Source organism: Pantoea sp. RCC30.1, from assembly GCF_058148845.1.
In genome coordinates this window covers 25,861-40,527 of record NZ_JBXUHX010000017.1, presented here as the reverse complement: position 1 = coordinate 40,527, position 14,667 = coordinate 25,861, and the positions used below count along the sequence as shown (strand labels likewise).

The window sequence follows — 14,667 nt, the reverse complement described above, 5'->3', positions numbered from 1 at the left end:
ACTTTAAGAATTTCCTCAGTTTGCGCAACTCCACTTTTATTGATCTGCATCGCCAACCCCCTCAGCTTTTTGATTGGTTTTCGCATACTTAGCGTCTATACTGTCCCGCGTTGCTTACTTGAAAGGTTTCAGCGATCACGTGCATACTGCGATAACTCAAATGATTTGCGCAACAACAGCGTGGTGGTTACCAACCGTAACCGCACAACTTCCCTGCACGCCTGGCCTTCGTCACCTATTCTTACTCAGTACTGCCCTTTTCAGTCTCAATCAGAAATTTCACTTCGATGCGCTGCCATCGGATTCCGCCCTTATTCATCCATCACAACTTACAGAAAATCCGTCATGAAAAAGACTAAAATCGTTTGTACAATCGGCCCGAAAACCGAATCTGAAGAGATGCTGACTCAACTGCTTGAAGCTGGCATGAATGTTATGCGTCTTAACTTCTCTCACGGCGACTATGCTGAGCATGGTCAGCGCATCACCAACATGCGTGCCGTAATGCAAAAAACCGGCCGTCAGGCCGCGATCCTGCTGGATACCAAAGGCCCTGAAATCCGCACCATGAAACTGGAAGGCGGCAACGACGCTGCTCTGAAAGCGGGTCAGACCTTTACCTTTACGACCGACCAGAGCGTGATCGGCAACAGCGAGTGCGTTGCGGTCACCTACCCGGGCTTCACTGCTGACCTTAAAATCGGCAATACTGTGCTGGTCGATGATGGCCTGATCGGCATGGAAGTGACCGAAGTCACCGAAAACACCGTGGTGTGTAAAGTCCTGAACAATGGCGATCTGGGTGAGAACAAAGGCGTTAACCTGCCAGGCGTCTCCATCCAGCTGCCTGCCCTGGCTGAAAAAGATAAGCGCGACCTGATCTTTGGTTGCGAGCAGGGCGTAGACTTTGTCGCCGCCTCTTTCATCCGTAAACGTTCTGACGTGCTGGAAATTCGTGAGCACCTGAAACAGAACGGCGGCGAGCACATCCAGATCATCTCCAAAATCGAAAACCAGGAAGGCCTGAACAACTTCGACGAAATCCTCGAAGCCTCAGACGGCATCATGGTTGCGCGTGGCGACCTGGGTGTTGAGATCCCGGTTGAGGAAGTCATCTTCGCGCAGAAGATGATGATCAAAAAATGTAATAAAGCACGCAAAGTGGTTATCACGGCTACCCAGATGCTTGATTCCATGATCAAGAACCCGCGCCCTACCCGCGCAGAAGCCGGTGACGTCGCCAACGCCATCCTCGACGGAACTGATGCCGTCATGCTGTCAGGTGAGAGCGCCAAAGGCCGTTATCCGCTGGAGTCGGTCACCATCATGGCGACCATCTGTGAGCGTACTGACCGCGTGATGAAGTCCCGCATCGACAGCCAGAGTGATAACCGCAAAATGCGTATTACTGAAGCGGTCTGCCGTGGTGCTGTTGAGACCGCTGAGAAGCTGGAAGCCCCTCTGATTGTGGTGGCTACTGAAGGCGGTAAGTCGGCTAAAGCTGTACGTAAATATTTCCCGAACGCGACCATCCTGGCGCTGACCACCAATCCGACCACTGCACGTCAGCTGATCCTGAGCAAAGGCATTGAGACGCGTCTGGTGACTGAGATCGCTTCAACCGACGATTTCTATCGTCTGGGTAAAGAAGCGGCGCTGGAAAGTGGCTATGGTCAGAAAGGTGATGTTGTGGTACTGGTGTCAGGTGCATTAGTACCAAGCGGAACTACCAACACCGCTTCCGTACACGTACTGTAAAACTTTCTTTAAGAGTTATTTTAAAGCGCCTGATTCAGGCGCTTTTTTTTATTTCTGCTTAAAGCAAAGGTAAGAAAAATCCAATCGAAAATAACAATCCGATTACGCTTTATATGAAGGTTAATCCGATTAAATCCCTCTGTTTTAGCTAAATTTTTCTATCATGTTCTGGGATTCGCTGCTTCTTTGAGCGAACGATCAAATTTAAGCATGTTCTCATCAAAAATTTATTCTCAACTTAAAAAGCTTTGTGTAATACTTGTAACGCTACATGGAGATTAACTCAATCTAGAGGGTATAAATAATGAATCGTACTAAACTGGTACTGGGCGCGGTAGTTCTGGCTTCAACTATGCTGGCTGGTTGCTCAAGCAACGCTAAAATCGACCAGCTGTCTTCAGACGTTCAGACTCTGAACGCTAAAGTTGACCAGCTGAGCAACGACGTGAACGCAGTGCGTTCAGACGTTCAGGCTGCTAAAGATGACGCAGCTCGCGCTAACCAGCGTCTGGACAACCAGGCTCACTCTTACCGTAAGTAAGAGTTCTGGTTTAAAAATGGCGCCTTTATGGCGCCATTTTTTTTGCCTGAATTCCGTGCCCTTTCAGGCACGTATTGCTTCAGGGTTGAACCGCTTTACCTTCAGTCTGTACAACCGGATTCTCAGCGCCCACAGACGCACTCTCCAGCCCCGCAGGCGGCACGGTATCACTCTGCACCGGCTCTCCACTGCTGACCAGCACAGGCATGCCTGAGCGGCGCGTTAAGCTGGCTTTAATCAGCGCGCTATCACTCTTCTCACTTTTCATGAACTTCTTCAGGTCACTGGTGATTGCAATCGGCATGGTCTGCGGATCGTCTTTGTCGTTACGCGACAGCGGCTGGTGCACTTCCACGTAGCGTTTCCCATCCGGCTCCACAGCGTACTTCACCGGCTGATTGATGATCTGAACACGGGTGCCCTTGGGGGCGGCGTTAAACAGCGCCTCGATATCCTCTGAACGCAGGCGGATACAGCCTGAACTGACGCGCATGCCGATGCCAAACTTCGCATTGGTGCCGTGGATCAGGTACTGGCCGGTGCCGCGCGCCAGACGCATGGCAAACTGTCCCATCGGGTTATCCGGTCCGGCTGGGACTACGCCGGGTAGCGTAATGCCCTCTTTAGCGTAACGCTTGCGGATGTTCGGGGTGGGCGTCCAGGTGGGATTAGGGATTTTCTGGCTGATCTGCGTCACCATGACTGGCGTTGCCGCACCCATCTGGCCAATGCCGATGGGATAGACGATGACTTTATCTTCCCCTTTGGGATAGTAGTAGAGGCGAAGCTCGGCGAGATTCACCACAATCCCTTCGCGCGGCGTATCGGGCAGGATCATCTGCAGCGGTACCATCAGCTGGGTACCCGCTTTGGGCAGCCAGGGATCGGTACCGGGATTCGCCTCCAGCATGCCCAGCAGGCCGACCTGGTAGCGGGACGCGATTGATTCGAGTGGTTGTTTATCATCAGGAACCTGAGTCAGGACGTTTTCGCCAATCAGGCGACTGTCAGGCGGTGGCAGCGGATATTCGGTGGCGAACGCGGGTGCAGAGAGCCCAAAGCAGGTCAGCAGCAATGCACCGGCTAAACGTAAAGCAGGTTTCATGCAATTTTCTCGTCAGATAAAAAAACAGACGCCGGATGGCGTCTGTCGAGTGTAACTTAGCTGAGGTTCTGAGCGGTATGGCGAATAGACCGAATCATCGCCTCCAGCCCCTGCGACCGGGTGGGCGTCAGGTGCTGCATCAGGGCCAGTTCGCCAAACCAGTGGCGCACATCCAGCGCCAGGATTTCGGCGGGCGGCAGGTTCTGATAAAGACTAAATACGATAGCAATCAAGCCTTTAACAATAGCAGCATCGCTGTCGCCTTCAAAGGCAATCGAACCATCTTCCTGCGGAGTCATTCTGATCCACACCTGACTCTGACAACCCGAAATCACGTTTTCCGGCTGGTGTAAGGTTTCAGAAGATTCCGGAAGCTTTGAGCCCAGCTCGATGATGTAGAGGTACTTCTCTTCCCAGTTTGCGCAACGATTGAAGTTGCGAACCAGTTTCTCTTTTTCAGGCAAAGTCGCCATCACTCACTCCGTTAAAACTGTTCAGCCGCCCAGCAGACGATGAATGCGCGTCAGACCAGCAGCCAGGCGATCCACTTCCTCTTCACTGTTGTAGAAGGTGAAGGAGGCACGGCACATCGCCGGAACATTGTAGTGCTGCATCAGCGGCATCGCGCAGTGATGTCCCGTGCGGATGGCAATACCATATTGATCCAGGAAGCTGCCGACATCATAGGCATGGTGCTTGCCCAGATTGAAGGCGATGACACCAGCGCGTGACTGTGGGCCATAGATCTGAATATCCGGTACCGTGCCCAGCTTATCGAGCGCGTAGTTCATCAGAGCCGTTTCGCGCTGATGAATGGTATCCAGTCCCAGCGCCTGCACATAGGCCAGTGCCGCACCAAAACCGATAATGCCGCCGGTATTGGGCGTACCCGCTTCAAAACGCCACGGCGCGCTGTTCCAGGTGGTGCCGGTGGGCAGCATGACGCGGTCGATCATCGAACCGCCGCCTTCCCACGGTGGCATCTCATCCAGCAGCGCTTTGCGGCCGTAGAGAATACCCACGCCGTTCGGACCATAAAGTTTATGGCTGGAGAAGACGTAGAAGTCGCAGCCGATATCCTGCACATCGACTTTGTCATGCATGACTGCCTGCGCGCCATCCACCAGCGTGATCACGCCAGCGGCTTTGGCCTGGGCCACGATCGCTTTAACCGGATTAACGGTGCCAAGTACGTTAGAAACGTGCGTGACCGCCAGCAACCGCGTACGGCTGTCGATCAGCCCCGCCAGTTGCTCCAGGGCCAGCTCACCGTTGTCATTTAATGGCAGGACTCGCACTTCTGCGCCGGTGCGCTGGGCCAGCATCTGCCAGGGAACGATATTGGCGTGATGCTCCATCTCAGTGATGATCAGGTTGTCGCCAGTCTGAAGATTACTGCTGCCCCAGGTGTTCGCCACCAGATTGATGCCTTCGGTGGTGCCTTTGACGAAAACGATCTCTTCCTGAGACTGCGCATTGATAAAACGGGCAGCCTGATCGCGCACGTTTTCCATGTCGCTGGTCGCCTGCTGGCTCAGCGTATGGATGCCACGATGCACGGCCGCGTAGCCGTGCTGATAGAAATGACTCTCGGCGTTAATCACCGAGAGTGGACGCTGTGCGCTGGCCGCACTGTCAAGATAGGCCAGCGGATGACCGTTGACCTCACGCTTCAGGATGGGAAAGTCAGCCCTGATGCGTTCGAGATCGAAGTTCATCATATGTCGCCTCCGGGAAAACGTTCAGCAATACGCTGCAGCACAGCCTGACGCATCACTTCATTTTCCAGTGTTTCGGTCAGTTCTGCGGCAAACGCATGGATAATCATGGTCTGCGCAGCATCCTTCTGGATACCGCGCGAACGCAGATAGAACATCTGCTCATCATCAATGCGACCGATGGTGGCACCGTGGCTGCACTTGACGTCATCTGCATAAATTTCCAGCTGCGGTTTGGTATCGACTTCAGAGAGCTTACCCAGCAACAGGTTGTTATTGGTCATCTGCCCGTCAGTCTTCAGCGCATGCTGTGCCACTTTGATATGACCGTTAAACACCGCTCGGCCTTTGTCACGCACGATAGTTTTATGCATCTGGCGGCTCATACAGTGGCCTTTGTTGTGCTCCAGGTAAGTACGGGTATCCGCCACTTCCTGTTTCACCGGCAACACCAGGCTGTTGATCGCCAGCGTGGTATTTTCACCGTTCAGCTGAGTACTGGTGTTGTGACGAGACAGCCCGGCACCCAGCAGGAAGCTGGTGCTGCTGACCTGGCCATCGTTGCCAATGACCAGATCGTTGTGCGCGAAGTGATAGCTGTCGCTGCTTTCAAAGGCCAGCTTCGTGTGGGTCAGCTTTGCGTTGTCGCCTACGGCAAAGGTAAAGCGCGTGCCGGTGAAATGGGCGCGCTCATCCAGTGAAACGTAGTGCTCAATAACTTCCGCTTCTGCACTTTCTTCCAGTTGCAGGTGATGACGATAGTGAACCGTGTTCATGCCCGACTGCTGGCCGCTGGTAATATGCAGCAGGTAGATCGGACGCGCAGCGGATTTACCGCGAGCCAGACGCAGAGTCGTGACCTCTTCTGCCAGACTTTCTGTCAGATGCAGGAAAACTTCCGGCTGAACCGCAGCAGGCAGCGGACGGCGCTCAGCGGCCATGCTGTGCTGAACTTCAAACAGTTCGACGTCGCGGCTACTGAAGGCAGGCTGGAACTGACCGTCAACATAAACCAGACGGATCGCATCCAGCGGCAGCGCCAGGGCATCAACCTGTTCGGCGCTCAGGGTCTGTGGCGCGTCGGGCAGCACAAACTGCTGGGACAGCAGCGTGTCCAGCGGCGTGTACTTCCAGTTTTCATGCTTGCGGGTTGGCAGGCCAACGCGCATCAGTTGCTGCCAGTGCTGCTGTGCCTGCAGAGAACGCACGTCGCCACGCGACTCAAACAGGTGGTGCCACTGTTGCAGCGCAGAATCACTCTTCGTCGGTAAGCCAGCCATAACCTTGCTCCTCCAGCTGTTTCACCAGCGAGAAGTCGCCAGATTTCACGATTTTGCCCTGATACAGAACATGAACGAAGTCTGGCTTGATGTAGTCCAGAATACGCTGGTAATGCGTTACGATGATAAAGGCACGCTTCTCGTCGCGCAGGCTGTTCACGCCATTGGCAACGATTTTCAGGGCATCGATATCCAGACCGGAGTCAGTCTCATCCAGGATGCAAAGCTCTGGTTCCAGCGCCGCCATCTGCAGAATGTCGTTACGTTTCTTCTCACCACCGGAGAAGCCGACGTTCACTGAACGGGTCAGCAGATCTTCAGGCATCTTCAGCAGCTGAATTTTCTCTTCAATGAAGTCCTGGAAATCGAAGCGGTCCAGCTCTTCCTGCTGACGATATTTGCGCACCGCGTTGACCGAGGTTTGCAGGAAAAACTGGTTGCTGACGCCTGGGATCTCTACCGGATACTGGAACGCCATAAAGATGCCTTCACCAGCACGCTCTTCAGGGGCCAGTTCCAGCAGATCTTTACCTTTGAAGCTGACCGAGCCACCAGTGACTTCATAATCCTCGCGGCCTGCCAGCGTGGCTGACAGCGTACTTTTACCTGAGCCGTTCGGACCCATGATGGCATGCACTTCGCCCGGTTTAATTTCGAGATTCAGGCCACGCAGAATGGCTTTATCTTCAACACTGACCTGCAAATCTTTAATGCTTAACATTCTTATTCCTTCACATTGCTTCCGGCAAGGCGTGTGATGGCATCAGCCCACACTGTGCTCAAGGCTGATGGCTAACAATTTCTGGGCTTCCACGGCAAATTCCAGTGGCAGCTCCGAGAATACGTCTTTACAGAAGCCGTTTACGATCATCGAGATCGCATCTTCTTCACTGATACCGCGTTGCAGACAATAGAACATCTGATCTTCACCGATACGTGAGGTCGTGGCTTCATGCTCCAGCTGAGCGGTGTTATTACGGGTCTCGACATACGGGAAGGTATGTGCGCCGCAATCCGGGCCGATCAGCATCGAGTCACACTGGGTAAAGTTACGGGCATTGGTCGCGGTTGGCATGATCTTCACCAGCCCGCGATAGGTGTTCTGACTTTTACCGGCCGAGATCCCCTTGGAGATAATGGTCGATTTGGTGTTTTTACCAATGTGAATCATCTTGGTGCCGGTATCGGCCTGCTGACGACCGCTGGTCAATGCCACCGAGTAGAATTCGCCCACTGAGTAGTCTCCACGCAGAATGCAGCTCGGGTATTTCCAGGTGATAGCAGAGCCGGTTTCAGACTGCGTCCAGGACATCTTGCTGTGGTCACCTTCACACAGCGCGCGCTTGGTCACGAAGTTAAGGATACCGCCCTCACCTTCGCCGCCTGGGAACCAGTTCTGAACGGTCGAATACTTCACTTCGGCATTTTTGTGGATGATCACTTCCACCACAGCCGCGTGCAGCTGATAGGTATCACGCACGGGCGCCGAACAGCCTTCGATGTAGCTCACGTAGCTGTCTTCATCGGCTATCAGGATGGTGCGTTCGAACTGGCCAGTTTTCGCCGCGTTGATGCGGAAATAGGTCGACAGCTCCATCGGGCAACGCACCCCTTTCGGGATGTAAACGAAGGTGCCGTCAGAGGCAACCGCCGAGTTCAGCGCGGCAAAGAAGTTATCATTAGCCGGAACAACCGTTCCGAGATACTGCTTCACCAGCTCCGGATGCTCCTGAATCGCTTCGCCGAATGAACAGAAGATAATCCCCTGCTCCGCCAGCTTGCCGCGATAGGTGGTTGCAACCGAAACGGAGTCGAAAATGGCGTCAACCGCCACTTCACGACCTTCACGTACCGGCACACCCAGCTGATTAAACGCGTTTTCCACTTCCTGCGTCAGATAGTCGCTGGCTGGCGCACTGCCTGAAGCCTGCGTGGCACCCGGCTCGGAAGCGCAGCTGTCATCACAGTTGCCGCAGGACGGTGCGGAGTAGTAGCTGTAATCCTGGTAGTCGAGTTTTTCGTAGTGCGCTTTCAGCCAGTGTGGCTCTTCCATTTCAAGCCAGGCGCGAAAAGCCTTAAGACGAAACTCCAGCATCCACTCTGGCTCGTTACGCTTGGCCGAAATCGCCCGCACCACGTCTTCGTTGATGCCGTTAGCAAATTCTTCGGTCTGCAGTTGGGTAAAGAAGCCCTCTTTATAGTTGAGCTTGCCTTCCCAGATTTGTACATCGTCAGATGTTTCGCTGTGTCGTGACATATTTCACTTACTCGACGCCAAAGCTCTCACCGCACCCGCAGGCGTGCTGAGCTTTAGGGTTATTGAATTTAAAAATCTGATTCAGGCCTTCGCGAACGTAATCCAGCTCGGTGCCATCAACAAATGGCATCGCCTGTAGCGGCACAAACAGCGTTGCGCCGTGGAATGAGAACTGCAGATCGTCGTCGACGGGCTCTTTGACCAGATCCATGACGTAGCCAAAACCGGCGCAGCCGGATTGTTTCACGCCAAGGCGCAGACCCTTGACATCAGGGTCCTGAGCCGCCAGATTGAGAATTTGTTGCGCTGCGGTTTCAGTCAGCGTCAGCCCTTTCCAGACAAAATCGTCGGGTGAGAAAGAGTCTGTATTAACGGATGCCATGTTGATACCTCTTGAGTCCGAACCTTTTCAGGCTATCCCCCTATGGTAGTGATCTGACCAATCACTTCAACCTCTTGTTTTGCAGGGATAATCATCTAGTGCTGTTTTATCTGCTTATTTAGTAAGCATAGCTGCTTCAGCTCACCTTGCAGTGAGAGAATCAGCATCAATAAGCCGGTTATAACCTATTAATAAATCACTCTTTTTAAAATAACCATTTTTGATAAAAATGTTTATTGATAGGTTACGCCTTTCTTCGATGTAAACAGATTGTTATTTCCGATTATACCGACAGGCAGGATAAATCGATAAATTTTTCTGCCCGCCAATTGCAATCCTGGCCTGGATTAATATGATAATTATTATCATTCACATTCAGGGCGGCGCAATGACCCTTTCTGTCTCAGCCTGGCTACAGCACAAAATCGACGAATACCAGTTTTCGATGCGGGATATCACCGTCGACTTTTATATGGCGCAGGCAAAGCTCGACCGGGCCGACTGCACGATCCACCAGCTGCGTCAGTTTAATGATGCCTGTCAGGATATGGCAGAAGTCTGCCAGATGAACGGTGACGATCAGAGTTATCTGCATGCCATGGGTAAACTGCATCACCGACTGGTGCAGGAGATGGGAAACAACAATCGCGATCGCCTGTTTCGCCTTCAGGCTTATCAACTGGCACGATTGACCCTGACCCGACTTTGCCACCAGCTGGCCATGGTCGGAGAATGGAACAAAGCCACCGTGCTGCAAAGTGACTTTGTGCGTCACGCAGGCTGGATATTCTAATCCAGCCACGGCGTGACGTCGCGCACAATTTTTTTACATTATTTCTAACAATGCCTGAAGCGGATGGCGCATGCCGTTGCCTTCGACCCGCTTAACCTGACTGCGGCAAGAATAACCGGTGGCCAGGCAGCGCTGGCGCGGCAGTCGCTGCAGCTGCGGATGCCAGGAGAGCGAGTAGATCCCCAGTGAGTTTTCGAGGTTTTTACTTTCGTGGCCGTAGGTGCCCGCCATTCCGCAGCAGCCGACATTGATGTTTTCCAGTTTCGCACCAAACCGTGCAAAGATCTCCTGCCACTGATTCGGCGTCGAGGGCAGCGCAGTCACCTCTGTGCAGTGCGCAAAGAGATACCAGGATTCCCCGCCCGTGGCCTGCACGTTACGTTCTGCCAGCGCACGCTCTAACCATTCATGCACCAGCAACACGTTAAAGTCGCCGCGCGATTCACCCAGCGTCTGACGATACTCATCGCGATAGCAGAGTACGGTAGCTGGATCGACACCAACCATTGGCAGTTCCAGCTTAGCCACCCGGTTAAGAAAATCGGCGGTACGGGCTGCGGTGCGGGCGAAGCGTTGCAGGAAACCTTTCACGTGCTGCGCTTTACCGTTTGGCGAGAATGGCAGCAGCACCGGACGGTAGCCCAGCTTCTCAATCAGCCTGACAAAATCGTTAACCAGCTGTGCCTCGTAGAAGCTGGTAAAGGGATCCTGTACCACCAGCACACAGCTGGCGCGCTCGGCAGCTGACAGCCCTTCCAGCTGCTCCAGCGTCATGTTCATGGCAGGATGACCACTGAGCTGCTGTTTCAGATTCGGTGCTGAGAGCAGAGGCAGATCGACCATGCCGATATGTGTTTTGCTTAACTCTTTCACCCACGGCTGGCGCAGGAAGAAGTTGAACACCTTCGGCGCTTTCGCCATCAGGGGCGCATAGCCCTCGACCGCCGCCACCAGATGATCGCTGACCGGACGCAGATAACGGGTGTGATAGAGCTGCAGGAAGCGCGAACGGAACGCGGGCACATCAATTTTAATCGGACACTGAGTGGAGCAGGCTTTGCAGGCCAGACAGCCCGACATCGCCTCTTTTACCTCGTGCGAGAAGTCATATTCTCCTTTACTGGCATGCCAGCTGTTGCGGGTACGGGCAATCATCCCGCGCAGCGACAGGCCGTTTTCCGGTAGCTGCTTTTCCAGTGTCAGCGGATCGACGCCCTGTTCGGCCAGCAGCCGCAGCCACTCCCGCGTCAGCGTCGCCCGCCCTTTGGGTGAGTGAATGCGGTTGCGGGTGATCTTCATGGAGGGACACATCGGGCTGCGGACATCAAAGTTAAAACATAACCCGTTGCCGTTACACTCCATCGCCCCACGCCATTCATCCCGGACCGTGACCGGAATCTGCCGATCAAAGGTACCGCGCTTCACCGCATCGACCTGCATCATCTCGTCGTTGCTGTTAAAGGGCGTACAGATCTTGCCAGGATTAAGACGGTTAAGTGGATCAAAGGCGGCTTTGATGCGGCGCAGTTCGTTAAACAGCGTCTCGCCAAAGAATGCCGGACTGTACTGGGCGCGGAATCCTTTGCCATGTTCGCCCCACAGCAGGCCGCCGTAGCGCGCGGTCAGCGCCACCACTTCGTCGGAGATCTGTTTCATCATCATCTCCTGCTGCGGATCGCACATATCCAGCGCCGGACGCACGTGCAGAACGCCTGCATCGACGTGACCAAACATGCCGTAGCTCAGGCCGTGACTGTCCAGCAGCGCGCGAAATTCGACAATGTAGTCCGCCAGTTTTTCCGGCGGGACGGCGGTATCTTCCACAAACGGAATTGGCTTCGCACGGCCTTTGGCATTACCGAGCAGACCCACCGCTTTTTTACGCATGTTATAGATGCGCTCAATGCCATCAAGGTCGTTACAGAACTGATAGCCAATTACGCCGCCCTGCTGCTGCGCCATCAGCGCGTCAAGGCGGGCGCAAAGCTGTTCAATCTGCTGATCGATCAGCGCCGCGTTGTCACCGGCAAATTCAACAATATTCAGACCCAGCATCTCTTTGTCGGGTACATCAGCAATCAGTTCACGCACCGAGTGCCAGACGATATCTTCCCGCGCCAGGTTCAGCACTTTGGAGTCTACAGTCTCAACCGACAGCGCCTGCGCTTCTACCATAAAGGGCGCATTACGCAGGGCAGAATCAAAAGAGTCATATTTGATGTTCACCAGTCGCCGCACTTTTGGCAGCGGGGTGATATCGAGCCGCGCTTCGGTGACGAAGGCCAGCGTACCCTCTGCGCCACACAACAGACGCGTCAGATCAAAAGTTTGCATATCGTCGCTGAATACGTGGCGCAGATCATATCCGGTCAGGAACCGATTCAGTTTCGGAAACTTCTCCAGAATCAGCGCACGATGCTCGCGGCAGCGCGTCAGCACCTGCTGATAGAGCCGGCCTTCAGGTGTGGCCGTCTGCGCCAGGGTTTCAGCCAGCGCGGTCGCCATGGGACGCGTATCAAGGATATCGCCGCCCAGCAGCACGGCGCGCAGGCCCAGCACATGGTCTGAGGTTTTGCCATAAACCAGCGATCCCTGACCCGACGCATCGGTATTGATCATCCCGCCCAGCGTTGCACGGTTACTGGTGGAAAGTTCTGGCGAGAAGAAAAAGCCGAAAGGCTTCAGCCACGCATTCAGCTGATCTTTAATCACCCCCGCTTCGACCCGCACCCAGCCCTCATCCGTATTGATCTCCAGGATGCGGTTCATGTAGCGCGACATATCCACCACAATCCCCTGATTCAGCGACTGCCCGTTGGTGCCGGTGCCACCGCCACGCGGGGTAAAGACCAGACTCGCAAAGCGCGCTTCTCCAGCCACGCGGGCGAGCAGTGCAACATCCGCCGTCGAACGCGGAAAGAGCGCCGCGTCGGGCAGCAACTGATAGATACTGTTATCGGTCGAGAGTGAGAGACGATCGGCATAGCTGGTCGCCATGTCACCGGTAAAACCCTGCTCTTTCAGCGACTCAAGGAACGTCAGCACCAGTTGAACGAGGCCCGGCGCCTGCGAAATCTGTGGGATCATGATTGTCTGACCGAAGGTGTTGTAAACGTTTGCGTTTATACGTTAGCGATTTCTCGTTTTATCATACTTTTCCTGCGTCTGCCCTTTTTTCAGAAAAGGCAAAAACCTTTCACCACGACGCTGTTTAATCCCTGGTAAATAGATCATGATAAAAACGGGCATCCGAATGCCCGAAAATGAAGGATTAAGACGAGGTTATGAGTCAATGATGAAAAGCCAGTACCGGGATATGGATTTACCGCAAATACTCTTCACCCTGATGTTCATTCTGCTGCTGATCGTCGCCTGTTTATGGGTGGTGCAGCCGTTTATTCTGGGCTTTGCCTGGGCCAGCATGGTGGTGATTGCCACCTGGCCATTGATGCTGAAATTCCAGCGACTGTTATGGGGACGCCGTTCACTGGCAGTGATCGTGATGACACTGCTGCTGTTGTTGTTGTTTATTATTCCTATCGCCCTGCTGGTCAGCAGTCTGATTGATAACAGCGCGCCGGTGATTGCCTGGGTGACTCAGGGTCACACGATGCCGAAGCTGATGTGGCTGAGGGAAATCCCGATGGTCGGCAGAAAACTTCATGTCAGTTATGACACGCTGGTGGCGAGCGGCGGTGCCGGCGTGATGGCGAAAATACAGCCTTATATTGGTCGCACCACGGGCTTTTTTGTGGCTCAGGCCGGTCATTTCGGGCGCTTTATGATCCATCTGGGCGTGATGTTACTGTTCAGCGTGCTGCTTTACTGGCGTGGCGAACAGGCTGCCCAGGGCATCCGTCACTTCGCGTTTCGCATGGCGGGGCGACGCGGTGATGCCGCCGTAATGCTGGCAGCCCAGTCCATTCGTGCCGTGGCGCTTGGCGTGGTGGTGACGGCGCTGGTGCAGGGTGTGCTGGGCGGTATCGGTCTGGCGATCTCGGGCATTCCATATGCCACGCTGTTGACGGTGCTGATGATCCTCTGCTGTCTGGTACAGCTGGGTCCGCTGCTGGTGCTGGTTCCTGCCATCATCTATCTCTACTGGAGCGGCGATACCACATGGGGAACCGTGCTGCTTGTCTGGAGTTGTGTGGTCGGCACGATGGATAACGTTCTGCGCCCGATGTTAATCCGTATGGGCGCAGACCTGCCGATGATTCTGATCCTCTCAGGCGTTATTGGCGGCCTGTTCGCGTTCGGGATGATTGGTCTGTTTATCGGGCCGGTGGTTCTGGCGGTTTCCTACCGTCTGGTTTCCGTCTGGGTGCATGAAGCGCCAGCCCCTGATAATGACCCGATGGCCTCGGCTGATGCCCTGGCCGATCACGAGGGTATCCCGCCAGCCGTCTGATGCAATGCGGTAACACGCTTCGCCAATCCCCCTTTTGAGCATTGATTAGTGCGGTTAATGATCATTAACCGCACCCACTCTCACCAATCAGATAAATTCTGTTTTTCATTAGCGATTTTTAAGAAAAAAGCCATCTTTGGCCGAAAAGTGACCTTTCAGGGCTAAAAAAGATTACTTTCTGGACTGTTTCTTAAGCCAAATGGCAAAGTAAAGGTGACAAAAGATTATCGGCTTTAAACTAATAAGAGGATTCTTAAAGACGCCAGCCAGCCGTATGAATAACATGTTTCCTATGTTCGAAATCAACCTGATGATTTTCAGACAAACTAATTCCCCTGAGTAGCGTAAAGAATTGCTGTGTGTAGTCTTTGCCCATCCCCTGTGATGGGCTTTTTTTTGCCTGAATCAAGCCAGCTATAAAT

Annotated in this window: 12 protein-coding genes and 1 other RNA gene; 5 read left to right on the top strand and 8 right to left on the bottom strand. The window is 53.9% G+C overall.

The annotated features are described in order from the left end of the window. Window positions 1-345: 345 nt before the first annotated feature. Together pykF and AC2LB6_RS15660 are read left to right on the top strand one after the other, a co-directional pair. Window positions 346-1,758 carry a pyruvate kinase PykF gene (gene pykF / locus AC2LB6_RS15665; RefSeq protein WP_490094195.1) on the top strand — a complete coding sequence of 471 codons (1,413 nt, stop codon included), beginning with the start codon at window positions 346-348 and terminating at the stop codon, window positions 1,756-1,758. 304 nt (window positions 1,759-2,062) lie between these two features. Then, window positions 2,063-2,299, top strand: a complete 237-nt coding sequence (locus tag AC2LB6_RS15660; protein WP_003853216.1) for a major outer membrane lipoprotein — start codon at window positions 2,063-2,065, stop codon at window positions 2,297-2,299. Window positions 2,300-2,378: 79 nt separating this feature from the next. On the opposite strand, the gene AC2LB6_RS15655 is transcribed toward AC2LB6_RS15660, so the two are convergent. The 7 genes from AC2LB6_RS15655 to sufA are packed head-to-tail and all read right to left on the bottom strand — an operon-like array spanning window position 2,379 to window position 9,041. After that, window positions 2,379-3,404, bottom strand: coding sequence for a L,D-transpeptidase family protein (locus AC2LB6_RS15655; protein ID WP_490094194.1), 1,026 nt, complete (start codon window positions 3,402-3,404; stop codon window positions 2,379-2,381). 56 nt (window positions 3,405-3,460) lie between these two features. Next, entirely contained in the window at window positions 3,461-3,877 is a 417-nt protein-coding gene (sufE, locus tag AC2LB6_RS15650) for a cysteine desulfuration protein SufE (RefSeq protein WP_434147225.1), read from the bottom strand. Window positions 3,878-3,898: 21 nt separating this feature from the next. Further along, window positions 3,899-5,122 (bottom strand): cysteine desulfurase SufS, encoded by a 1,224-nt coding sequence (sufS, locus tag AC2LB6_RS15645; RefSeq protein WP_490094255.1) that lies wholly within the window; start codon window positions 5,120-5,122, stop codon window positions 3,899-3,901. Next, the gene (gene sufD, locus AC2LB6_RS15640; protein WP_490094193.1) at window positions 5,122-6,402 is read right to left on the bottom strand and encodes a Fe-S cluster assembly protein SufD; all 1,281 of its coding nucleotides are present in this window, start codon (window positions 6,400-6,402) and stop codon (window positions 5,122-5,124) included. Before sufD ends, sufS begins: the two co-directional genes overlap by 1 nt. Then, window positions 6,377-7,123, bottom strand: a complete 747-nt coding sequence (gene sufC / locus AC2LB6_RS15635; protein ID WP_086905756.1) for a Fe-S cluster assembly ATPase SufC — start codon at window positions 7,121-7,123, stop codon at window positions 6,377-6,379. The genes sufD and sufC overlap by 26 nt, the downstream gene beginning before the upstream one ends. 42 nt (window positions 7,124-7,165) lie before the next feature. Continuing rightward, window positions 7,166-8,659: a Fe-S cluster assembly protein SufB gene (gene sufB, locus AC2LB6_RS15630; RefSeq protein ID WP_490094192.1), complete on the bottom strand. Its 1,494-nt coding sequence runs from the start codon at window positions 8,657-8,659 to the stop codon at window positions 7,166-7,168. Between the two features lie 7 nt (window positions 8,660-8,666). After that, entirely contained in the window at window positions 8,667-9,041 is a 375-nt protein-coding gene (gene sufA, locus AC2LB6_RS15625) for a Fe-S cluster assembly scaffold SufA (RefSeq protein ID WP_090961546.1), read from the bottom strand. Window positions 9,042-9,429: 388 nt separating this feature from the next. Between sufA and AC2LB6_RS15620 the strand changes: the two genes are divergently transcribed. Next, complete coding sequence (locus tag AC2LB6_RS15620) at window positions 9,430-9,834, top strand: hypothetical protein (protein ID WP_490094254.1); 405 nt, start codon at window positions 9,430-9,432, stop codon at window positions 9,832-9,834. A gap of 33 nt (window positions 9,835-9,867) precedes the next feature. On the opposite strand, the gene ydiJ is transcribed toward AC2LB6_RS15620, so the two are convergent. Continuing rightward, on the bottom strand, window positions 9,868-12,921 hold the full coding sequence (gene ydiJ, locus AC2LB6_RS15615; RefSeq protein WP_490094191.1) for a D-2-hydroxyglutarate dehydrogenase YdiJ: 3,054 nt from the start codon (window positions 12,919-12,921) through the stop codon (window positions 9,868-9,870). A gap of 205 nt (window positions 12,922-13,126) precedes the next feature. Here ydiJ and ydiK point away from each other — a divergent pair, with 205 nt between their 5' ends. Both ydiK and rprA read left to right on the top strand, forming a co-directional pair. Further along, complete coding sequence (gene ydiK, locus AC2LB6_RS15610; RefSeq protein ID WP_490094190.1) at window positions 13,127-14,245, top strand: AI-2E family transporter YdiK; 1,119 nt, start codon at window positions 13,127-13,129, stop codon at window positions 14,243-14,245. Window positions 14,246-14,537: 292 nt separating this feature from the next. Then, window positions 14,538-14,645: antisense sRNA RprA (gene rprA, locus AC2LB6_RS15605), an RNA gene on the top strand. Window positions 14,646-14,667: the final 22 nt, after the last annotated feature.

Excerpts from the sequence above, each read along its gene's own strand:
- sufD (WP_490094193.1), bottom strand. The coding sequence starts at position 6,402 with ATGGCTGGCTTACCGACGAAGAGTGATTCTGCGCTGCAACAGTGGCAC.
- AC2LB6_RS15660 (WP_003853216.1), top strand. The coding sequence starts at position 2,063 with ATGAATCGTACTAAACTGGTACTGGGCGCGGTAGTTCTGGCTTCAACT.
- sufS (WP_490094255.1), bottom strand. The coding sequence starts at position 5,122 with ATGAACTTCGATCTCGAACGCATCAGGGCTGACTTTCCCATCCTGAAG.
- pykF (WP_490094195.1), top strand. The coding sequence starts at position 346 with ATGAAAAAGACTAAAATCGTTTGTACAATCGGCCCGAAAACCGAATCT.
- sufC (WP_086905756.1), bottom strand. The coding sequence starts at position 7,123 with ATGTTAAGCATTAAAGATTTGCAGGTCAGTGTTGAAGATAAAGCCATT.
- ydiJ (WP_490094191.1), bottom strand. The coding sequence starts at position 12,921 with ATGATCCCACAGATTTCGCAGGCGCCGGGCCTCGTTCAACTGGTGCTG.
- sufE (WP_434147225.1), bottom strand. The coding sequence starts at position 3,877 with ATGGCGACTTTGCCTGAAAAAGAGAAACTGGTTCGCAACTTCAATCGT.
- AC2LB6_RS15620 (WP_490094254.1), top strand. The coding sequence starts at position 9,430 with ATGACCCTTTCTGTCTCAGCCTGGCTACAGCACAAAATCGACGAATAC.
- sufA (WP_090961546.1), bottom strand. The coding sequence starts at position 9,041 with ATGGCATCCGTTAATACAGACTCTTTCTCACCCGACGATTTTGTCTGG.
- ydiK (WP_490094190.1), top strand. The coding sequence starts at position 13,127 with ATGATGAAAAGCCAGTACCGGGATATGGATTTACCGCAAATACTCTTC.
- sufB (WP_490094192.1), bottom strand. The coding sequence starts at position 8,659 with ATGTCACGACACAGCGAAACATCTGACGATGTACAAATCTGGGAAGGC.
- AC2LB6_RS15655 (WP_490094194.1), bottom strand. The coding sequence starts at position 3,404 with ATGAAACCTGCTTTACGTTTAGCCGGTGCATTGCTGCTGACCTGCTTT.